We start from the raw sequence: 20,441 nt of genomic DNA on the forward strand, positions 1-20,441 counted from the left end.
TGGACAGGATTTGCGTATAAACTCGCGGGTTTTACTATTCCGGAGGCGGAGAGGCGATGAGCCAGGCAGAGTTAAACGGTGAGTTATTCACATTAGAGCGGTTCCCACCTAACGCTGAAGAAGAAGCGCTTCAGGCATGGGAAGCGGCGGATGAATATCTGCTGCAACAGGTGAATGACGTCGACGGCCTGACGCTCATCTTCAACGACGGCTTCGGCGCGCTCGCCTGCGCGCTGGCGGAGCGCAACCCGGTCAGTATCAACGACTCCTTTATTTCCGAGCTGGCGACCCGCCACAACCTGCGGATGAACGGTATCGATGAAGAGAGCGTGCGCTTTCAGGATAGCCTGAGCCCGCTACCGGCCGCGCCGGCGCTGGTGCTGATTAAGGTGCCAAAACAGCTGGCGCTGCTGGAACAGCAGCTGCGCGCCCTGCGCGAAGTAGTCACGCCGGAAACCCGCATCATCGCCGCGGCGAAAGCCCGTGATGTGCACAACTCGACGCTGGCGCTGTTTGAAAAAATCCTCGGCACCACCACCACCTCGCTGGCGTGGAAAAAAGCGCGTTTGATCCACTGCGTTTTCACCGCTCCTGAGCTTGCCGATGCGCCGCAAACCTACAGCTGGAAGCTGGACGGCACGCCGTGGACCATCCATAACCACGCCAACGTTTTTGCCCGCAGCGGGCTGGATATCGGCGCGCGTTTCTTCTTGCAGCATTTACCGTCTGATCTAGAAGGCGAGATCGCCGATCTCGGCTGCGGCAACGGGGTGATTGGCCTGAAGGCGCTGGCGCAAAACCCGAACGCGCGGGTCATGTTTACCGATGAGTCGCGCATGGCGGTGGCTTCCAGCCGGTTGAACGTCGAGCGCAATCTGCCGGACGATATCGCACGCTGTGAATTTATGGTCAACAACTCGCTCTCTGGCATTGAGCCCGACCGCTTTACGGCGATCCTGTGTAATCCGCCGTTCCATCAGCAACACGCTATTACCGACCATATCGCCTGGCAGATGTTTAACGATGCCCGCCGCAGCCTGAAATACGGCGGCGAGCTGTACGTCGTCGGCAACCGCCACCTCGATTACTTCCGTAAGCTGAAGCGCGCGTTTGGTAATTGCACGACGATTGCGACGAACAATAAGTTTGTCATTTTGAAAGCAACCAAGGTGCGTAAGCAGCGCTGATTCTTGTCGCGGTTTCCCCCGGCTCGCGGCTGTCGCCTTAGCCGGGCTAGCGTGCGGGATTATCGTGGTAGCCCGGGGAAGGCGCATCGCGCCGCCCCCGGGACAGGGCTAAATCGCCAGCGCCAGTTTAGTGCCCTGGGCAATCGCCCGGCGCGCATCCAGTTCCGCCGCCACGTCGCAACCGCCGATGAGATGCACCGTTTTCCCCGCCGCGCGCAGCGGATCCGCCAGCTCGCGGCGCGGTTCCTGACCGGCGCAGATCACCACCTGATCGACCGCCAGCAGTTGGCGCTCGCCGCCGATAGTGACATGTAACCCTTCATCATCGATCTTTTCATAGCTGACCGCCGGGATCATTTTCACCCCGCGCGCCAGCAGCGTCGCGCGGTGGATCCAGCCGGTGGTTTTGCCGAGCCCTTCGCCCGGTTTGCTGGCTTTGCGCTGCAGCATCACAATCTGTCGCGGGCTTTTACTCAGTTGCGGGCCTTCAGCACTCAGCCCTCCCGCCGTTTGCAGGCTGGTATCGATACCCCATTCGCGGCAGAACTCGCCGATATCCTGGCTGGTGGCCGCGCCCGACTGGCTTAAAAACATCGCGGTGTCGAAGCCGATGCCGCCGCAGCCGATAATCGCCACCTTCGCGCCAACCGGCGCTTTATCGCGCAAGACATCAAGATAGCTCAGCACTTTTGGATGATCGATCCCGTCGATCGCCGGCAGGCGCGGGGCGATACCGGTGGCGAGGATCGTCTCATCGAACGCCAGCAGATCGTCTGTCGTGACGCGGGTGTTCAGGCGTAGATCGACACCATGGAGATCGAGCATGGTGCGGTAGTAACGCAGCGTCTCGTGAAACTCCTCTTTGCCGGGGATCTGTTTGGCGATATTAAACTGACCGCCGATCTCCGGGAGCGCATCAAACAACGTGACGTGATGACCGCGGGCGGCAGCGTTTACGGCGAAGGCCAGACCGGCAGGCCCGGCGCCGACCACCGCCAGCCGTTTAGGCGCGTTGGCCGGCAGGACCGGCATCAGGGTTTCATGACACGCGCGCGGGTTGACCAGACAGGAGGTGACTTTGCCGACGAAGATCCGATCGAGACACGCCTGATTGCAGCCGATGCAGGTGTTGATCTGATCGGCGCGATCGTCCTGCGCTTTTGATATAAATTCGGCGTCGGCAAGGAACGGGCGGGCCATCGATACCATATCGGCATCGCCGCGGGCGAGAATATCCTCCGCGACCTGCGGATCGTTAATGCGGTTGGTGGTGATCAACGGGATCGACACCGCGCCCTTCAGCTTGCGGGTGACCCAGCTGAAAGCTCCGCGCGGTACCGGCGTGGCGATGGTCGGAATGCGCGCTTCGTGCCAGCCAATCCCGGTGTTGATGATGGTCGCTCCCGCCGCTTCAATCGCTTTGGCCAGTTCGGTGACTTCCGCCAGCGTGCTGCCGTCGTTGACCAGATCGAGCATCGATAGGCGGTAGATGATAATGAAATCGTGGCCGGCGCGCTGGCGTACCGCCTTAACCACCTCTACGGCGAAACGCATGCGCCTGGCATAATCGCCGCCCCATTGGTCGTCGCGCTGGTTGGTGCGCGCGGCGAGAAATTCGTTAATCAGATAGCCCTCAGAGCCCATCACCTCGACGCCGTCATATCCCGCTTCACGCGCCAGTTGGGCGCAGTGGGCAAAATCATCGATCAGCGTCAGGATCTCATCGTGGCTCAGTTCATGGGGGGTAAAACGGTTGATCGGCGCCTGTAGCGCCGAAGGGGCCACTAGCGCGGGCTGGTAGCTGTAGCGCCCGGTGTGCAGGATCTGCAGGGCGATTTTGCCGCCTTCCTGATGTACTGCGTCGGTAATATGACGATGGTGCGCCAGATGGCTGGCATCGTTGAGTACCGCGCCGCCGGCCATGGTGACGCCAGAGGGCGCCGGAGCGATGCCGCCGGTGACGATCAGCGCCACGCCGTGACGGGCGCGTTCGGCGTAAAAGGCCGCCAGCCGTTGCGCGCCGTCCGGCAGCTCTTCCAGCCCGGTGTGCATTGAGCCCATCAACACGCGGTTTTTGAGCGTTGTGAAGCCCAGCTCAAGCGGGGCGAAAAGCGACGGATAGCGGCTCATAGTGGCTTCCAATGTAAAATTATTGTTATGTGGTCGGATGAGTTACTAATTTAGCCATCGTGGAGAAAAAGGGAAAAGGGGAGTGCGGTGATTGTGATGGGATTCAAAGAACGGCGAAGCGTTGCCCCACACCCCGGCCCTCTCCCAAAGGGAGAGGGGGGAAAGGCGGGAAAGGCGGAGCGGCACCGGTAGTTAGGGTGAGGGGGAAGACGCAACGCGCTGGCGGCGTTCCAGACCCGGCGCCTGCCACATCGACGTTGTCAGTCCGCTATCGACAAGGCCAAGCTGATCGGCGTACACCGTCTGCCATTTGCTCATCATCTCCTGATACAGCTCGCGATGCTGCGGATTTGGGGTGAACTCGCGGTGCCAGCTCACTAACCGCTCTCCGGTGCTGGCCATATCGTCATACAGCCCGGCGCCGGTTCCGGCGGCGATGGCGCAGCCCAGAGCGGTGGCTTCGCGGACCACCGGCACCCGCACCGGCAGGCCGGTGACGTCGCTGAGGATCTGGCTCCACAGCGCGCCTTTAGAGCCACCGCCGGCAAACACCAGGCTGTCGAATGTCACCCCGGAGAACTGGGAGATCTGCGCGAGGTTGCAGGCGGAGACAATCGCTGCGTTCTCCTCCAGCGCGCGGAACAGGGTCGCTTTATTGCACTTTTCCGGATCGATGGAGAGGTTAATAAACGACGGCGCGGCGTGGTACCACTGCTTAAAGTGCATAGCGTCAGAAAAAATAGGCATCACGCCGTGGGAACCGGCGGGGACGCGGCTGGCCATCTCCTCCAGCAGCGAATAGGCATCGACGCCGAGCCGCTCGGCAATCAGTTTTTCTTCAGCGCAGAAGGCGTCGCGAAACCAGCGCATGGTCAGGCCGGTAAAGAAGCTGATCGATTCCGCCTGCGCCATGCCGGGAATCACGTGAGGATTAACGCGAATATTCATCTGCGGATCGGTGCGCACCTGCGGCAGGTTGACCACCTGCTGCCAGAAAGTGCCGCCGAGTACCGCAGTTTGCCCGGCGCGCACCACACCAAGGCCCAGGCAGCCGAGCTGGACGTCGCCGCCGCCCATCACCACCGGCGTCCCGGCGCGCAGGCCGCTCTGCTGCGCCGCCGCTTCGGTGACGGCGCCCAGCAGGGTACCGGTCTCTTTGACCGGCGACAGCATATCGGCGCGCAGCCCGGCCATATCCAGCAGCGCCGGACGCCAGTCGCGGCTGAACAGATCGAGCATGCCGGTGGTGCCGGCGTTTGACGGGTCGACCGCCAGCTCGCCGGAAAGCTTCGCCGCCAGCCAGTCGCTGATCATGGTGATGGTTGCCGCTTTGCGGTAGATATCGGGGCGGTGGTGCGCCAGCCACAGCAGGCGCGGCATGGCGCTGAGCGCCAGGGTTTGTCCCGAGACCTCGTATACCTCGGATTCGAAGCGATAGTCGTGGATCTCCTTAAGCTCCGCCACTTCGCGGCTGGCGCGGGCATCGACGTTGGCGCAGGCCCAGATGGCCTCGCCGTTGCGGTCATAGAGAACGATGCCTTCGCGCATCGAACAGCAGGCGACGGACTGAATATCGGCGGCAGAGAGCCGAGCGGCGTCGAGCGCCTGGCGAATGCACTGGCAGGCCAGCTGCCAGTTGGTGGTAAGGTCGAACTCCATCGAGCCGGGGACGTTATCAACGCTCAGGTGTTTCCATTCGGCCTGGCCTACCGCCAGCTGGCGGCCATTAAGATCGAAAATAACCGCCCGAATGCTGCCGGTCCCGGCATCTAACGCTAACAGGTAACTCATGACATGCGCCTCGCTGTTGTCGCGCGGCGCCAGGCCGTCAGGAGGCCAGGGTAAGCACCGCGCGTGCTGTTGTCTCTTCCGTTACCAGGCCATTAATGCGCTTGCCAATCAGAGCGGCATAAATCGCCTGCGCTTTTTCTTCTCCCCCGGCGACGCCAACGATGGTCGGCAGCTGCGCTAGCTCATCAAGGGTCACGCCGAGCAGTTCCCGATGGATCTCCAGTCCTTCTACCGGCCTGCCGTCGGCCTGCAGGAAATAACCTAAAATGTCGCCGACCGCGCCTTTGCGGGCGTACATCAGCTGTTCGCCCTCGCTGATATAGCCGGAGCGTAAAATGGTGGCGTCGCGCCGCTGATCGATGGCGCCGATGCCAACCACCGCCGCGTCCGCCGCCGTCGCCGCGAGGATCACGTCGCGCACGCTCGACTCACGGCGCAGGATCTCGGCGACCTCCGCCGAAGAGACCCGCAGCGGCGCCGGGATAATGCTGACGCTGCAGGCGGCATCCAGCTGGCCAATACCGGTCATATACGGGCCGACGCCGCCGGAGAGCGTCACCAGCCGCACCTGCTGCGAGCCGATAAAGCCGCTGAGATGCTGCAGGCAGCTCATGGTGGCTTCGCCGAAGCCGACCGCCAGCAGCTGTCCCGGCTGCAGAATGCCCATCAGCGACTGCGCCGCGCCGATACCCAGCCGAGTATTCATCGGCGGGGTGTTGAGCGCCGGCAGCACGCGGGCAATCTTGAGGCCAAAACGCTGCTGGAGTTCACTTTCCAGCGCCAGACAGCCCTCATAGCGCGAGTTGATCTGCACGCGGATCACCCCGGACTGGCGGCCTTTCTCCAGCAGGCGGGAAATCTTCAGCCGCGGCAGCCCCAAACGCTCGCCGATGTCATTTTGCGTCAGGCCGTCGTGGTAGTAGCACCACGCCACCCGCGCCACCAGCTCTTCCTCGGCTAACGCCAGCCCGGCGTAGCGGTTCTCTTCCGTAATGCGTTTTTCGCTCATAAATTGAACTCTTATAAAAATTTAGATCATATGTTCGCTATTGCGCGGCCGGAAAGTGTGAGCCGACTGGCAAAACGGATCTTTCATCGCTGGCCCATTTTTTCCTGAGGATCTAAAGCGCCAAACTGTGATCTTCGCACGGTTGTAAATATAGTTCACCGTCTACGCTTTTGAACATTATTAAATTTAAAAATCATTTGTTCAAACGAGGCGCGACGATGAAGCCACTGCTTGAAGCTCGCCAGATCCGCAAACAGTTCTCCGGCGTTGCCGTGCTGAAGGGCATCGACTTTACGCTATGCGCGGGCCAGGTGCATGCCCTGATGGGAGGCAATGGCGCGGGTAAATCGACGCTGATGAAGATCATCGCCGGCGTCGAAACCCCGGATAGCGGTGAACTGACGATCGGCGACCGCGCGTTTGCGCGCCTCAGCCCGGCGCTGGCCCACCAGCTGGGCATCTATCTGGTGCCGCAGGAGCCGATGCTGTTTCCCAACCTCAGCGTGCGCGAGAACATTCTCTTTCGTTTGCCGAAGCGGGCGGATACCACCGCGCGACTGCAGGAAAAACTGCAGCAGCTGAACTGCCAGATCAACCTCGATGCCAGCGCCAGCACGCTCGAGGTAGCCGATCAACAGATGGTCGAGATCCTGCGCGGCCTGATGCGCGAAGCGCGGATCCTGATCCTTGATGAACCCACCGCCTCTTTAACCCCGGGCGAAACGGAGAGGTTGTTTAGCCAGCTCCGCGCGTTACAGGCGCTGGACGTGGGGATCGTGTTTATCTCGCACAAACTGCCCGAAATCCGCCAGCTTGCCAGCCATATTTCGGTGATGCGCGACGGGGCGGTAGTGCTGAGCGGCGAGACCGCAACTTACCGCGATGAGCAACTGATTAGCGCTATGACGCCGGCCAGCCGCGACCATACGCTGAGCGACACGCAAAAGCTGTGGCTGGCGCTGCCGGGCAACCGCCGCACCCAGGCGCAGGATTTTCCCGTGCTGCGGGTGGAGGATCTTACCGGAGAAGGCTTTATCGATCTCAATCTGGAGATCCGCGCCGGGGAGATCGTCGGCCTCGCCGGGCTGGTGGGATCCGGGCGCACCGAATTTGCCGAAACCTTATACGGCCTGCGTCCACCGCGCGCCGGGCGGATCTGGCTGGAGAATCGCGAGATTAGCAATGACAGCACCCGCGCCCGGCTGGCCAGCGGGCTGGTCTATCTGCCGGAAGACCGCCAGGTCTCGGGGCTGTTTCTTGATGCGCCGGTGCGCTGGAACACGGTGATGTTCAATCAGCCGTCGTGGTGGCAGCAGGGGAAACGGGAGGCGGCGGTGGTTGAGCGCTATCACCGGGCGCTGGGGATCAAGCTGGCCGATGGCGATCAGCCGGTGCGCACTCTCTCTGGCGGTAACCAGCAGAAGGTGCTGCTGGCGCGCTGTCTGGAGGCCAACCCGCTGCTGCTAATTGTCGATGAGCCGACGCGCGGCGTGGATGTCTCCGCCCGCGCCGATATCTATCAGCTGCTGAAAAGCGTCGCCGCGCAAAATGTGGCAGTGCTGATGATCTCCTCCGATCTGGATGAGTTCATCGGCCTGGCCGACCGGGTGCTGGTGATGCATCAGGGCCGCTACAGCGGCGAGCTGGCGCGGCAGGCGGTGACCGTCGATCGCATGATGACCCTGGCCTTCGGAGGGCAGGCATGAAAACGTTACTCAAGAATCGCGAACTGAGCGCCTTCTTTGCCATCGTGGCGCTCTTTGTTGTGCTGGTGGCGCTCAATCCGGCCTATTTCAGCCTGCAGACCCTGGCGATGATTTTCGCCAGCTCGCAAATCCTCTGCCTGCTGGCATTGGGCGCGACCCTGGTGATGCTGACCCGCAATATTGACGTGTCGGTAGGCTCCACCGTTGGGCTATGCGCCATCGCCGTCGGCGTGGCGCTGAACAACGGCTACGGGTTGGCGACGGCCATCGCCTTCGCGCTGGCGATTGGCGCGCTGGCCGGGGCGTTTAACGGCCTGCTGGTGGTGGGGCTGCGCATCCCGGCGATCGTCGCGACGCTCGGTACGCTGGGGTTGTATCGCGGGGTGATGTTGCTGTGGACCGGCGGGAAATGGATCGAAGGCTTGCCCGACAGCCTGAAATCGCTCTCGGAGCCCGCGTTTATCGGCGTGTCGCCGCTGGGCTGGCTGGTGCTGGCGCTGCTGCTGGCGGGCGGCTGGCTGCTGTCGCGCACCGACTTTGGTCGTGATTTTTACGCCGTTGGCGATAACCTCGCCGCCGCGCGCCAACTGGGCGTGGCGGTCAACCGCACGCGGATGCTGGCCTTTACTCTCAACGGTATGCTGGCGGCCTGCGCCGGGATCGTCTTCGCCGCGCAGATTGGTTTTGTGCCTAATCAGACCGGCAGCGGCCTGGAGATGAAAGCCATCGCCGCCTGCGTGCTGGGCGGGATCTCGCTGCTCGGCGGTACCGGCACGCTGCTTGGCGCGTTTCTCGGCGCCTTTTTCCTTACCCAAATCGACACCGTACTGGTGCTGTTCCGCCTTCCCGCCTGGTGGAACGACTTTATCGCCGGCCTGGTGCTGCTCGGGGTGCTGGTGCTCGATGGCCGTCTGCGTCAGGCGCTGGCCCGCCATCAGCGGGCGCTGAAGTACAGCCGTTTCCAGCCCGGTAACAAAGGGGGGAAACAGGTTGCCCGCTTTCCCGAACGCAAAAGCAAAGAGGTGGCTTAAATGAAGCTGAAGCTTAACTGGGAAAGCGCGCTGCTGGCGTTGCTGATCGTGGAGATCCTGCTGTTCGGCGCGCTGAATCCGCGCATGCTGGATCTCAATATGCTGCTCTTTAGCACCAGCGACTTTATCTGCATCGGCATCGTCGCGCTGCCGCTGACGCTGGTGATCATCAGCGGCGGGATCGATATTTCGCTGGGCTCGACCATCGGCCTGTGCGCCATCGCCCTCGGGGTGATGACCCAGGCGGGCTGGCCGCTGTGGCTCGCGGTATCGCTGACGTTGCTCTTGGGACTGCTGTGCGGGTTATTCAACGCCGCGCTGATCCACTACACCGGCATCAGCCCGCTGGTGATCACGCTTGGTACGCTTTATCTGTACGGCGGCGGCGCGCTGCTGCTTTCCGGGATGGCCGGCGCGACCGGTTACGAGGGGATTGGCGGTTTTCCCGATAGCTTCACCGCCTTCGCCAATTTAACCCTCGCCGGACTGCCGCTGCCGCTGGTGCTGTTCGCGATTATCACCTTTTTCTTCTGGCTGCTGACCCGTCGCGGGCGCTTTGGCCGCCACCTCTTTTTACTCGGGCAAAACCCGCGCGCCGCGCGCTATGCCGCGCTGTCGGTGAACGGCATCCCGTACGTGCTGTATGGCCTGGTTGGCGTCGCCTCGGCGGTCGCGGCGCTGGTGATGGTCTCCTATTTCGGCTCGGCACGTTCGGATTTAGGCCGCGACCTGCTGATGCCGGCGCTGACCGCGGCGGTGCTCGGCGGGGCCAATATTTACGGCGGCTCGGGATCGATACTGGGTACCGCGCTGGCGGCATTGCTGGTGGGGTATCTGCAACAGGGTTTACAGATGGTCGGCATCCCCAACCAGGTGTCGAGCGCGCTGTCAGGGGCGCTGTTGGTTGTGGTGGTGATGGGGCGTTCGCTGAGCCTGCACCGTGAATGGGTGCGCGCGACCTGGCGGCGTCTTTTCTCGCATAAAACAATCGGAGCATAAAATGAAATTAAAACTGATCGTGCTGGCGCTGGCGATGAGCGTGGTTACCGCGCAGGCGGCGGACCGCATCGCCTTTATTCCTAAGCTGGTCGGCGTCGGCTTCTTTACCAGCGGCGGCAACGGCGCGAAAGAGGCGGGGAAAGCGCTGGGCGTGGATGTCACCTATGACGGCCCAACCGAGCCCAGCGTCTCCGGCCAGGTGCAGCTTATCAACAACTTCGTCAACCAGGGCTACAACGCGATTATCGTTTCCGCTGTCTCGCCGGACGGCCTGTGTCCGGCGCTGAAGCGGGCGATGCAGCGCGGGGTGAAAGTCCTGACCTGGGATTCCGATACCAAGCCGGAGTGCCGCAGCATCTATATCAATCAGGGCACGCCGCAGCAGCTTGGCGGCCTGCTGGTCGAGATGGCGGAAAAGCAGGTGACGAAGCCTACTGCCAAGGTAGCGTTTTTCTACTCCAGCCCGACGGTGACCGACCAGAACCAGTGGGTGAAGGAAGCCAAAGCCAAAATCGAAAAAGAACATCCGCAGTGGCAAATCGTCACCACCCAGTTTGGCTATAACGATGCCACCAAATCGCTACAAACCGCCGAGGGGATCTTAAAAGCCTATCCGGATCTCGACGCCATTATCGCGCCGGATGCCAATGCGCTGCCGGCGGCGGCGCAGGCGGCAGAGAACCTCAAGCGTCAGGGCGTGGCGATTGTCGGCTTTAGTACGCCGAACGTGATGCGTCCGTACGTTGAGCGCGGCACGGTGAAAGCGTTCGGCCTGTGGGATGTGGTTCAGCAGGGCAAAATTGCGGTTAACGTCGCCGATCGATTACTGAAAAAGGGCGATCTTAACGTGGGCGACAGCGTTGAGGTGAAAGATATCGGCTCGCTGAAGGTCGAACCGAACAGCGTGCAGGGCTACCAGTATGAGGCGAAGGGCAACGGTATCGTGCTGCTGCCGGAGCGCGTGGTGTTCAGCAAAGAGAACATCAACAACTACGACTTCTGACGGAGGAAAAGATGGCTGATTTAGACGATATCAAAGAGGGTAAGGACTTCGGCATCGACCGCCCGCAGCAGAATACGCTGTATACCCTGAAAGGCTGTGGTTCACTGGATTGGGGCATGCAGTCACGGCTGGCGCGCATCTTTAATCCGCACAGCAACCGCACGGTGATGCTGGCCTTCGATCACGGTTACTTCCAGGGGCCAACCACCGGGCTGGAGCGTATCGACCTGTCGATTGCGCCGCTGTTTGCCGACACCGACGTGCTGATGTGCACCCGCGGCGTACTGCGCAGCCAGGTACCGGCGGCCACCAATAAGCCGGTGGTGCTCCGCGCCTCCGGCGGCAATTCGATTTTGAGCGAACTCTCCAACGAATGCGTGGCGGTGGCGATGGAAGACGCGCTGCGGCTCAACGTATGCGCGGTGGCGGCGCAGGTCTATATCGGCAGCGAATACGAACATCAGTCGATCAATAACATCATCAAACTGGTGGACGCCGGCAATCGCTACGGTATGCCGGTCCTGGCGGTTACCGGCGTCGGCAAAGAGATGACCCGCGATGCGCGCTACTTCTCGCTGGCCAGCCGGATTGCCGCCGAAATGGGGGCGCAGTTTGTGAAGACCTATTTCGTTGAGGAAGGCTTTGAAAAAGTGACCGCCAGCTGTCCGGTGCCGATCGTTATCGCCGGCGGTAAAAAACTGCCGGAGCATGAGGCGCTGGAGATGTGCTGGCGGGCGATCGACCAGGGGGCTTCCGGGGTGGATATGGGGCGCAATATCTTCCAGTCCAGCGCCCCGCGCGCGATGCTGAAGGCGGTGAAAAAGGTGGTGCATGAGAATCTGAACGCGCGCGAAGCGTATCAGTTCTGGCAGGAAGAGAAACAGGGAGAGCTGAAATGAACGTCACGCTAGTGGAGATCAATATTAAACCCGAGCGGGTGGATGAGTTTCTCGAGGTGTTTCGCGCCAACCACGAGGGCGCGCTGCGGGAGCCAGGCAACCTGCGCTTTGATGTCCTGCAGGATCCCGAGGTGAAAACCCGCTTTTTTATCTACGAAGCCTATAAAGACGATGAGGCGGTGCTGGCGCATAAGAAGACGCCGCACTATTTAGCCTGCGTCGAAAAGCTGGAGGAGATGATGTCGCAGCCGCGGCAGAAGCGCAGCTTTATCGGCCTGTTACCGCAGGTGTGAGGGTTATCCTTCACCCTCTCAGAGGGAGAGGGTGAAGGACACTTTATTACGCTTCTTCGACCGAAACGCGCAGGGCCGCCAGCGCCTTGCGTGCCGCCTTCAGCACCTGCTCGCACTGCTCAAGGGTGAGCGTCAGCGGCGGTTCAATGCGGATCGTCTTGGCGTTGTTTAACGTCCCGGCGACCAGCACCCGCTGTCTGAACATCTCGCTGGCAAAGTCGTAGCCAATCTCGTTATCAACAAACTCGATAGCCATCAGCATGCCTTTCCCGCGCACTTCATTCACCAGGTCCGGATACTCCTGCGCCAGCAGGCGGAAACCGTCCAGCAGCATATCGCCTTTCTGCGCCGCCTGCGCCGGCAGGTTTTGCGTCAGCAGCACGTTGATCGTCGCCAGCGCCGCCGCACAGGCCAACGGGTTGCCGCCGAAGGTGGTGGTGTGCAGGAACGGGTTATCGAAGAGCACCGAGAAGACCTCTTCCGTCGCCACCGTCGCGCCGATCGGCATCACACCGCCGCCGAGCGCTTTCGCCAGACACAGAATGTCCGGCTGGACGTTCTCATGCTCGCAGGCGAACATCTTGCCGGTGCGGCCCATGCCGGTCTGCACTTCGTCGAGGATCAGCAATGCGCCAAACTCGTCGCACAGTTTACGCACCGCCGGTAAGTAACCCGCCGGCGGGAGGATCACGCCCCCTTCGCCCTGAATCGGCTCGAGGATCACCGCCGCGACGTCGTCGCCGGTTTTCTTGCACTCGCTCAGCATGGTGCGCATGGCGTTGATATCGCCGAACGGCACGTGGCGGAAGCCCGGCAGCAGCGGCATAAACGGCTTGCGGAAGGTCGACTTGGCGGTGGCCGACAGCGCGCCCAACGATTTACCGTGGAAGGCGCCGCTGGTGGCGATGAAGGTAAATTTACCGCGCGGCGACTGATAGGCTTTCGCCAGCTTGATGGCCGCCTCTACCGATTCGGTACCGCTGTTGCAGAAGAAACTGTACTTTAGTTTCCCGGGCGTTAAGGCTGCCAGGGTTTTCGCCAGCATCGCGCGTAGCGGGTCCAGCAGCTCCTGACTGTGAAGCGGTTGTTTCGCGAGTTGATTCTCGACGGCGGATACCACAACTGGATTACGGTGCCCTACATTGAAGATGCCAAACCCACCAAGGCAGTCGATAAACTCCTGTCCCTGGGTGTCGACAAGCGTATTTAACCCTCCCGCTTGCCACTCTACGGCTCCGTAATCCCCGCCGGCTGTGACCGATTTTCGATACTCTAAAAACCCCGGATTCACATGCTCTTTAAAGTATTCCCTGACCTCCTGGTTAAGTGCTTTCATTTCCTCATGATCAAGCGTGCGCTTTTCAATGAGATTCAGTGCGTGTGCGCTGCAGGCCAGAGCCGATGCGCTGGAAGGTAACCTGTTCAAAATGTGCTCCTGGGGCGGACGTATCACACGATACTGGATTAAGTATTGCAGGGATTACGCCAGTTCGGCAGAAGCGGTGAAAATCGGGATAAATGCAAAGTAAAAGACGAATTGTGTAAAATTTAATCTCATTGCGCCACTATTGGCACGTTTTATTCCTGAGCTGACGAGATTTTCTGCCTGGCGGCAATAGACGGGGCGATCCGCCGTGGTGCGGGCTGCCCCAGCGCGGGGCAGCCGGTGATGAAAAAAGAGGCTTAGTCGAGCTGAGAGATCTCCATCGCCGCCCGGTCAATAATGCCGATGATCTGCTTGAGCTGGGCGGCACTGCTGGCCTGCTGGTTCACTTTCAGGTCGAGGACCGCTTTGAAGTTTTCCAGCGCGCGCTTCATCTGCGGATCGCGGCGCAGCTCGCAGCCGACCATCCGCGCCTGCAGGCGCTCCTGGATATGGGCCAGGTGCTCCTGGTTCTCGGCGTGCAGCTGTTTTCCTTCCTCGCTGATAAGGATTTTCTTGCGTCCGTTGTCGTCTTCCACGCTGATAAGGCCCTGGTCCTGGAGCAGATCCAGCGTCGGATAGATCACCCCCGGGCTGGGGCTGTAGTTCCCCTGGGTAAGCGTTTCGATCTCTTTGATCAGCTCATAGCCATGGCTGGCGCTGCGGCTGAGGATATCCAGAATGATCAGCCGCAGTTCGCCGTGGCCAAAGAAACGCTGGCGACGTCCGCCGCCGCGGCGGCCATGGTCGCCGTGTTCGCTGGGATCACCGTGGCGCCCGCGTGGCCCACGCCCTTCTTCATGATGATGTCGCATGGTTACCTCCTGCTGTTTTTGATATATCTAATTTATATCTAAAAAATGAATGTTCGCAATGCTGGTTGCTATTTATTTTTTAAGATGTTGATATATATGTGGTTGTTTTCTGACTGTGGATTTTGATGCGGTTTGTTTTGACTATATCAAAAAAAGACTTGCATTCTTTTTAGTTGGCAATCATTATCATTTGCATCAAGTTTAGATATATCTATTTACCGTTCACGAAGGCAATCGATGATGACAAAAACCAAAGCAGACAAGTACCCGCAGCGTGTCCGCAATGAGCTGCGTTTCCGTGAGCTGACGGTGCTGCGCGTGGAGCGCGCAGGCGCGGCGTTCCAGCGTATCGTGCTGGGAGGCGAGGCGCTGGAAGGCTTCGCCTCTCACGGCTTTGACGACCATACCAAGCTTTTTTTCCCCGAGCCGGGCGCGGCATTTACCCCGCCGCAGGTGACCGAGGAGGGGATTGACTGGGGGGAAGGCGTGCGGCCTGCCACCCGCGACTATACGCCGCTGTACGATGCCGAACGTCACGAGCTGGCTTACGATTTCTATATCCACGATGGCGGTATCGCCAGCCGTTGGGCGCTGGAAGCAAAAGTGGGCGATAAGCTGGTGATCGGCGGCCCGCGCGGCTCGCTGGTGGTGCCGGAAGATTATGCCTGGCAGCTGTATGTTTGCGATGAGTCCGGCATGCCGGCGCTGCGCCGTCGTCTGCTGGGATTACGCCAGCTGCCGGCGAGGCCGCAGGTGACGGCCATCGTTACTATCGCCGATGCGTCGTATAAAGATTATCTGGCGGATCTCGACGGCTTTAACATCGAGTGGGTGGTGGGCCACAATCCGGCCTTCGTCGCCGAGCGTCTGGCGCAGGTGAAGGTGCCGGCGGAGGATTATTTTATCTGGCTGACCGGCGAAGGCGCGGTGGTGAAATCGCTGCTGGCGCGCTTTGAAGACGAGAGCATCGATCAGCAGCTGGTGCGTTCCCAGGCGTACTGGCACAGCAAGTAAAAAGCCATCGTGGTAAAACCCGGATAGCGGCGCGTCGCGCCTTATCCGGGCTACCGGCGGTGCCGTTTTTTGTCGGGTGGCGGCTTACGCCTTACCCGACCTGCTATTCGGCGGTGTTACATCGCCCCGGTAAGCGCAGCGCCACCGGGGAAGGCTTAGCGTTCCGCCAGCGCCTTAAACACCATCGCCACCGCGTGGGCGCCGGGGTCCATGTTGCCGAGCAGGCTATCGCTGTTGAGATAGGACGCGCGTCCGGCGCCGGCTTTGCTTGACTGGCAGGTGCGATCCGCCCCGGCCTGCGCCGCGGCGAAAGCGGCCTGCAGATTCTCCGGTTCGGCCAGCAGCGCCGCCAGGGCCGGCTGCAGAGCGTCGATCATCGTCCGGTCTCCCTCATCGGCGCCGCCGTAAAACTTCATCTGTTCCAGACCGGCGTTCAGCGCCTCGGCCACGCTGGCGCCTTGCCCCAGCTTCTGCCCGGCAGCGGTGAAGAAGATAGACATCAATACCCCGCTGGAGCCGCCCATCACCACCGTCAGGCGTTCGCCGATCAGCGCGAAGAGCGTTGGCAGATCGTTCAGCGGCAGCTGCTGACGCTCGAGCCGCTCGGCAATCTCGCGCGCCCCGGCGGCGAAGGTGGAGCCGGTATCGCCGTCGCCTACTTTGGCATCCAGCGCGTTGAGATGTTCTTCAAGATCGATGAGGGCGCCGGTCACCTGCGCCACGTAATCGCCCACCTGTGGGTTGGCCGAGGGCGTAAAATCCACCCGGGCGCTGTCGAGGGTGGACGGCACGACGTTGATAGTCCGCGGCTGCACCGGCTTCTGCCAGCTGGCGGTTTCCACATCCGAAAGCAGCGCTTTCTCAATACTCTCCTCCAGCACGATGGCGGTCAGCGAGAAGCCTTTCATATCCAGCGCCGTCACCAGCGAGGCCGGGCCTATTAACCAGTCAATGCGCGCCTGCAGCGGGGGGTTGGCCAGCTCGCGGGTCAGAATCGCCATCTCAGCCACCGACACGCCGCCGAGGTTATTGAGCATCACCGCCAGGCGGCCGGTTTCCGGTAGGGCGGCGGTCAGTTTTTCCACCATCAGGTTAACGATTTCCGCACTGTTTTGCGTGGCGATCGTCGAGGCGCCCGGCTCTCCGTGGATGCCCATTCCCAGCTCGGCGTGACCGGCCTGATGGCGCGGCGCGCTGTCGGCTTCCTGCGGCAGGTGGCAGCTGGCCAGCGCCACCCCGATGCTGGCGGTATGGCTGGCGGCGTATTGCGCTTCACGCAGGACGGTGGCGAGGTTGAAGCCGCGCTCGGCGAAATAGCCCGCCACTTTATGCACCAGAATGGTCCCGGCGATGCCGCGCGGCTGTTTGTTATCCGGCAGCGAAATATCGTCGCCGACGATCAGCATCTCCACGTTGTAGCCGAGTCGGCGCGCTTTCTCCGCCGCCAGACCGAAGTTAAGCCGATCGCCGGTGTAGTTTTTGACGATCAGCAGGCAGCCCGCCTCGCCGGTCACTGCCTGAATGGCGGTGAGCACCGCGTCGACGCTTGGCGAGGCGAACAGATCGCCGCAGACCGCGGCGGTCAGCATGCCTTTACCAATAAAGCCGACGTGCGCCGGTTCATGGCCGGCGCCGCCGCCGGAGATCACCGCCACGTTGTTTTTATTCAGATCGCGACGGACCACCACCCGGATCGCCGGGTCGCTCTCCAGACGGGCGAGGTTATTCCACGGGCTGGCGATAATGGTACCCTCAATCACATCGTTGACGAGGCTGGCGCGCTGGTTAAAAAAGAATTGAGACATAGTGGTTCCTGAAGAGTAAGCGAAAACTCACCCTCCGGAGGCAGGCCCCCGGAGCGGTAACGGTCAACGTGAATTTTAGTCACGGATAAGGCGCTGGTGGCGCATATCGAGCACGATAGTCTCGCCGGGCTGCACGCTGTTCAGCGCCTCGCCCTGCTGGCTCAGCCAGGCGATCCCCGCCGCGCGGGCGATAATCGCGCCGTGAGCCTGTTCGCTGCCATCGCGCAGGCACAGGCCTTTAACGAAGCTGGCATCCAGCTGTAAGACGGTTGAGGGATAAATGTTGTCGGCAATAATAATTGTTGGCTCGCCGGGCGTCGGCACTCTCTCCTGAACGCCCTGCAGATGGCGCAGGGTGCGCTGCAAAATATCTTCGATATCGATATAGCGCGCCTGCAGGTAGGGGTCATCCAGCTGGCGATACTGCTGGCTGAGCTCCATCAACACCTGATGCCATGCCCATTCCGCCGTGCATTGTTCGGTGAGCAGACGATCGTTGGCGGCATCAAACAGATCGTCATCGTCGAGCAGGGTGTGGTGCCCGGCGAAGATCGCCGCGATATCGGCGTTAAATTTATTTTCCGCCAGCTCGGTCAGGGCGATAAGATCCGCCAGCGTCTGGTCAATGGCCTGGCGCAGGCGCTGCTGCTCGCGGGCGGCATCGGCGGCAGCCGGGCGGAGCGGCTGGATCAGGGCCAGCGGATAGCGCAGGGCAGCGCCTTCGACGCGCTCGGGCGTTGCCGGAGCCGCTGCCGGTTGCGCCGCAGGCGATTCACCGAAGTTATCGGCGGCCAGCGCCTGAAACGCCTCCAGCGCCGCGTCGGCATCCGGACCGCGGGCCAGCAGGCGCAGCTTATCGTTGCGGCGGACCTGCAATAGCGCGATTTGGTTGAGGCTGTCCGGTTTGACGCACTTCCCGTTTTTCTCCAGCAGCAGATCGGCGTTAAAGCCCGCCAGCGCGGCGACCAGCTTCGACGCCGGACGCACGTGCAGGCCGTTATGATTGTTAATAATGACTGACACCGATTTTGTGTCGCCGTCGTCGGCAAGCATCGGCGCCGGCGCGGCGTCAGAAGTTGGCGAAGGTAAACCCAGCTGAACCCGCTTGGCCTCCAGGGCGCTCATGGCGTCGGCGATCACCTTGTCGATCCCGGCGCCGGAGGCAGCGCTGACGGTGGCCGCCAGCGTCCCTTCCACCAGCGGCGCGGCGCACAGTCGCACCTTCGCGGCAATCGCCGGATCGAGCAGATCGAGGGCGGTTTCGGCGCTGAGCAACGCGCTGCCGATATCCATCATCACCAGCACGTGATCGGTATCGGCCACGGATTCGATCGCCTCCATGACTTTAAGCGGATCGGTGCCGATCGGGCTGTCGGGATCGTCGATCCCGGCGGCGATCGCCAGTTTGCAGCCATCGTTGATTAACATCTGCCGGGCCAGTTCTCCGACACCTTCGCCCAGCCGGGCGCTATGAGAAACAATAACCAGGTTTACCATCGCAATTTCCTTACTCTTTGGCGGCGGCGGCCAGCATCTGAACCATAAACAGCACCGAGGTCGCGCCGGGATCCTGATGTCCGATGCTGCGCTCGCCGAGATAGCTGGCGCGGCCTTTACGCGCCTGCATAGTGATGGTGGCGTGGGCCGCACGCTCGGCCACTTCGCAGGCGGCATCCAGCGCGGCGGCGATCGACAGGTGCTGCTCGCTGGACTGGCGCAGGGAGTCCACCACCGGCAGCCAGACGTCGCACATGGTTTTATCCCCTGGCTCCGCTTTGCCGCGGTTGACGACACCGTCCGCACCTTCGCGGATCATCAGGTACAGCTCGTCGAGCGTCAGGCTCTGGTGGGCCTGGGTCACCTGCGCGGCGCGAATGAAGAAGGTGCCGAACAGCGGGCCGCTGGCACCGCCGACGTTGGAGAGCAGCGTCATGCCGGTGTTTTTGAGGATAAAGCCAATATCTTTATCGGCAATCGACGGCAGCTTTTCGACCACTTTACTGAAACCGCGGTGCATATTGAGACCGTGGTCGGCGTCGCCAATCTCTTTATCGAGGCCGGTGAGAAAATCGCTCTCTTTGGTGAAAATATCGCCGCAGCGGTACAGCCAGTCGACGATTTGCGTTCTGTTCAGTGACATGTCGTGCTCCTTAGTTTCCCCAGTTCAGCGCCGGGGTGTGAACCGGGGCGTCCCATAGCGTCAGCGTCTCGTCATCCACTTTCAGCAGAGTGATGGAGAAGCCCGCCATATCCAGCGAAGTACAGTAGCTGCCGATGAGGTTGCGTTCGATGATGATGCCGGACGCTTCGCAGCGCTGGGCGAGGCGGTTATACACGCCATACAGTTCGGAAAGCGGAGTGGCGCCGAGGTTATTAACCAGCGCGATAACCCGGTCGCCGTTTTGCAGCGCGGTTTTGCTCTGCTGCACTTCCTGCCACGCGCCCTTGACGGTATCCCACTGGCGCAGCGTGCGGCTGTAAGCGCCGTTTTCCAGCAGGGTATCGAACATCTCATCGACGGTTTGGTCCAGCGAGCTGAAGCGGCGGCGGTCGATGCCCGGCTCGCCGTGAATGCCGACGCCGAACTCCATCTCGTCATCTTTCAGCGTAAAGGATGGCTGCCCGGCAGCCGGTACGGTGCAGGCGCCAAGGGCGATACCAATCGAGTGGCCGAGATTGTTCAGGCGGCGGCCCAGTTCAGCGCAGGCTTCCAGCGAGTCGCCGCGCTCGGCGGCGGCGCCGACCAGTTTTTCGATCAGTACGGTGTTGGCGACGCCGCGACGACCGGCGGTATAGAGGCTGTCTTTCACCGCCACGTCGTCGTCGACCACCACGGTGGTGACTTTAATGCCGCTCTCATGCAGCAGCTCGGTGGCGGTCTCAAAATTCAGGATGTCGCCGGTATAGTTTTTGATAATTAGCAAGACGCCTTCGCCGCCGTCAATTTGCATCGCGCATTCAAACATTTTGTCCGGCGTCGGCGAGGTGAAGATTTCCCCCGGACAGGCGCCGGAGAGCATGCCCTGGCCGATATAGCCGCAGTGCATCGGTTCATGTCCGCTGCCGCCGCCGGAGAGCAGGGCCACCTTGCCAGCCACCGGCGCGTCGGTGCGGGTCACATACAGCGGGTCCTGATGCAGGGTCAGCTGCGGATGGGCTTTAGCCAGCCCCTGTAATTGTTCATTCAGTACATCTTCAACACGGTTAATCAGCTTTTTCATTATTCAGTGCTCCGTTGGAGAAGGTTCGATGCCGCCTCTCTGCTGGCGGAGGCAGTCATCGCGTAGGGGTATCGTCTGACGGTGGAGCGTGCCTGGCGATATGATGATTCTGGCT

General features: G+C 61.3%; 17 protein-coding genes. 8 read left to right on the forward strand and 9 right to left on the reverse strand.

Going from position 1 to position 20,441, the window contains the following annotated elements; genetic code table 11:
• Window positions 1-56: 56 nt before the first annotated feature.
• Entirely contained in the window at window positions 57-1,187 is a 1,131-nt protein-coding gene (gene rlmG / locus KHQ23_RS09890; protein ID WP_032421846.1) for a 23S rRNA (guanine(1835)-N(2))-methyltransferase RlmG, read from the forward strand.
• A gap of 108 nt (window positions 1,188-1,295) precedes the next feature.
• Here rlmG and KHQ23_RS09895 read toward each other — a convergent pair whose 3' ends face one another.
• From KHQ23_RS09895 to lsrR, 3 genes are all read right to left on the reverse strand, one after another.
• Window positions 1,296-3,317, reverse strand: a complete 2,022-nt coding sequence (locus tag KHQ23_RS09895) for an NADPH-dependent 2,4-dienoyl-CoA reductase (RefSeq protein WP_004181395.1) — start codon at window positions 3,315-3,317, stop codon at window positions 1,296-1,298.
• Between the two features lie 192 nt (window positions 3,318-3,509).
• The gene (gene lsrK, locus KHQ23_RS09900) at window positions 3,510-5,108 is read right to left on the reverse strand and encodes an autoinducer-2 kinase (protein ID WP_004149900.1); all 1,599 of its coding nucleotides are present in this window, start codon (window positions 5,106-5,108) and stop codon (window positions 3,510-3,512) included.
• Between the two features lie 37 nt (window positions 5,109-5,145).
• On the reverse strand, window positions 5,146-6,117 hold the full coding sequence (lsrR, locus tag KHQ23_RS09905; RefSeq protein WP_004144837.1) for a transcriptional regulator LsrR: 972 nt from the start codon (window positions 6,115-6,117) through the stop codon (window positions 5,146-5,148).
• A gap of 218 nt (window positions 6,118-6,335) precedes the next feature.
• Between lsrR and lsrA the strand changes: the two genes are divergently transcribed.
• From lsrA to lsrG, 6 genes are read left to right on the forward strand one after another with little or no spacing between them, the layout of a single operon-like run.
• Complete coding sequence (gene lsrA, locus KHQ23_RS09910; RefSeq protein WP_032421845.1) at window positions 6,336-7,823, forward strand: autoinducer 2 ABC transporter ATP-binding protein LsrA; 1,488 nt, start codon at window positions 6,336-6,338, stop codon at window positions 7,821-7,823.
• Window positions 7,820-8,854: an autoinducer 2 ABC transporter permease LsrC gene (lsrC, locus tag KHQ23_RS09915; RefSeq protein ID WP_032421844.1), complete on the forward strand. Its 1,035-nt coding sequence runs from the start codon at window positions 7,820-7,822 to the stop codon at window positions 8,852-8,854. The genes lsrA and lsrC overlap by 4 nt, the downstream gene beginning before the upstream one ends.
• Window positions 8,855-9,853, forward strand: a complete 999-nt coding sequence (lsrD, locus tag KHQ23_RS09920) for an autoinducer 2 ABC transporter permease LsrD (RefSeq protein ID WP_211776878.1) — start codon at window positions 8,855-8,857, stop codon at window positions 9,851-9,853.
• Between the two features lies 1 nt (window position 9,854).
• Window positions 9,855-10,856 carry an autoinducer 2 ABC transporter substrate-binding protein LsrB gene (gene lsrB / locus KHQ23_RS09925; RefSeq protein ID WP_004185763.1) on the forward strand — a complete coding sequence of 334 codons (1,002 nt, stop codon included), beginning with the start codon at window positions 9,855-9,857 and terminating at the stop codon, window positions 10,854-10,856.
• A gap of 11 nt (window positions 10,857-10,867) precedes the next feature.
• A complete protein-coding gene (lsrF, locus tag KHQ23_RS09930) occupies window positions 10,868-11,755 on the forward strand; it encodes a 3-hydroxy-5-phosphonooxypentane-2,4-dione thiolase (RefSeq protein WP_002917724.1) in 888 nt (295 codons plus the stop codon).
• Complete coding sequence (gene lsrG, locus KHQ23_RS09935; protein WP_004181386.1) at window positions 11,752-12,048, forward strand: (4S)-4-hydroxy-5-phosphonooxypentane-2,3-dione isomerase; 297 nt, start codon at window positions 11,752-11,754, stop codon at window positions 12,046-12,048. Before lsrF ends, lsrG begins: the two co-directional genes overlap by 4 nt.
• Window positions 12,049-12,094: 46 nt before the next feature.
• Here the strand turns inward: lsrG and ygjG are convergent, their stop codons facing one another.
• Window positions 12,095-13,474 carry a putrescine aminotransferase gene (gene ygjG / locus KHQ23_RS09940; protein ID WP_021465185.1) on the reverse strand — a complete coding sequence of 460 codons (1,380 nt, stop codon included), beginning with the start codon at window positions 13,472-13,474 and terminating at the stop codon, window positions 12,095-12,097.
• Window positions 13,475-13,731: 257 nt separating this feature from the next.
• Window positions 13,732-14,286: a PadR family transcriptional regulator gene (locus KHQ23_RS09945; RefSeq protein WP_002917718.1), complete on the reverse strand. Its 555-nt coding sequence runs from the start codon at window positions 14,284-14,286 to the stop codon at window positions 13,732-13,734.
• Between the two features lie 237 nt (window positions 14,287-14,523).
• On the opposite strand from KHQ23_RS09945, the gene KHQ23_RS09950 reads away from it, so the two are divergent.
• Entirely contained in the window at window positions 14,524-15,300 is a 777-nt protein-coding gene (locus tag KHQ23_RS09950) for a siderophore-interacting protein (protein ID WP_004144829.1), read from the forward strand.
• 155 nt (window positions 15,301-15,455) lie between these two features.
• Here KHQ23_RS09950 and KHQ23_RS09955 read toward each other — a convergent pair whose 3' ends face one another.
• The 4 genes from KHQ23_RS09955 to dhaK form a co-directional block, all read right to left on the reverse strand.
• A complete protein-coding gene (locus KHQ23_RS09955; RefSeq protein WP_032421842.1) occupies window positions 15,456-17,105 on the reverse strand; it encodes a glycerone kinase in 1,650 nt (549 codons plus the stop codon).
• Window positions 17,106-17,180: 75 nt separating this feature from the next.
• A complete protein-coding gene (dhaM, locus tag KHQ23_RS09960) occupies window positions 17,181-18,602 on the reverse strand; it encodes a dihydroxyacetone kinase phosphoryl donor subunit DhaM (protein ID WP_023317298.1) in 1,422 nt (473 codons plus the stop codon).
• Between the two features lie 10 nt (window positions 18,603-18,612).
• Window positions 18,613-19,245 (reverse strand): dihydroxyacetone kinase subunit DhaL, encoded by a 633-nt coding sequence (gene dhaL / locus KHQ23_RS09965; RefSeq protein ID WP_004181378.1) that lies wholly within the window; start codon window positions 19,243-19,245, stop codon window positions 18,613-18,615.
• 10 nt (window positions 19,246-19,255) lie between these two features.
• Window positions 19,256-20,326, reverse strand: a complete 1,071-nt coding sequence (gene dhaK / locus KHQ23_RS09970) for a dihydroxyacetone kinase subunit DhaK (protein ID WP_002917682.1) — start codon at window positions 20,324-20,326, stop codon at window positions 19,256-19,258.
• Between the last annotated feature and the right edge of the window lie 115 nt (window positions 20,327-20,441).

The sequence above is a fragment of the Klebsiella sp. 64 genome, assembly GCF_018223915.1.
Classification (GTDB): domain Bacteria; phylum Pseudomonadota; class Gammaproteobacteria; order Enterobacterales; family Enterobacteriaceae; genus Klebsiella; species Klebsiella pneumoniae.

Coding starts and splice junctions, on each gene's coding strand:
- rlmG (WP_032421846.1), top strand. CDS start 57: ATGAGCCAGGCAGAGTTAAACGGTGAGTTATTCACATTAGAGCGGTTC.
- KHQ23_RS09895 (WP_004181395.1), bottom strand. CDS start 3,317: ATGAGCCGCTATCCGTCGCTTTTCGCCCCGCTTGAGCTGGGCTTCACA.
- lsrK (WP_004149900.1), bottom strand. CDS start 5,108: ATGAGTTACCTGTTAGCGTTAGATGCCGGGACCGGCAGCATTCGGGCG.
- lsrR (WP_004144837.1), bottom strand. CDS start 6,117: ATGAGCGAAAAACGCATTACGGAAGAGAACCGCTACGCCGGGCTGGCG.
- lsrA (WP_032421845.1), top strand. CDS start 6,336: ATGAAGCCACTGCTTGAAGCTCGCCAGATCCGCAAACAGTTCTCCGGC.
- lsrC (WP_032421844.1), top strand. CDS start 7,820: ATGAAAACGTTACTCAAGAATCGCGAACTGAGCGCCTTCTTTGCCATC.
- lsrD (WP_211776878.1), top strand. CDS start 8,855: ATGAAGCTGAAGCTTAACTGGGAAAGCGCGCTGCTGGCGTTGCTGATC.
- lsrB (WP_004185763.1), top strand. CDS start 9,855: ATGAAATTAAAACTGATCGTGCTGGCGCTGGCGATGAGCGTGGTTACC.
- lsrF (WP_002917724.1), top strand. CDS start 10,868: ATGGCTGATTTAGACGATATCAAAGAGGGTAAGGACTTCGGCATCGAC.
- lsrG (WP_004181386.1), top strand. CDS start 11,752: ATGAACGTCACGCTAGTGGAGATCAATATTAAACCCGAGCGGGTGGAT.
- KHQ23_RS09945 (WP_002917718.1), bottom strand. CDS start 14,286: ATGCGACATCATCATGAAGAAGGGCGTGGGCCACGCGGGCGCCACGGT.
- KHQ23_RS09950 (WP_004144829.1), top strand. CDS start 14,524: ATGATGACAAAAACCAAAGCAGACAAGTACCCGCAGCGTGTCCGCAAT.
- KHQ23_RS09955 (WP_032421842.1), bottom strand. CDS start 17,105: ATGTCTCAATTCTTTTTTAACCAGCGCGCCAGCCTCGTCAACGATGTG.
- dhaM (WP_023317298.1), bottom strand. CDS start 18,602: ATGGTAAACCTGGTTATTGTTTCTCATAGCGCCCGGCTGGGCGAAGGT.
- dhaL (WP_004181378.1), bottom strand. CDS start 19,245: ATGTCACTGAACAGAACGCAAATCGTCGACTGGCTGTACCGCTGCGGC.
- dhaK (WP_002917682.1), bottom strand. CDS start 20,326: ATGAAAAAGCTGATTAACCGTGTTGAAGATGTACTGAATGAACAATTA.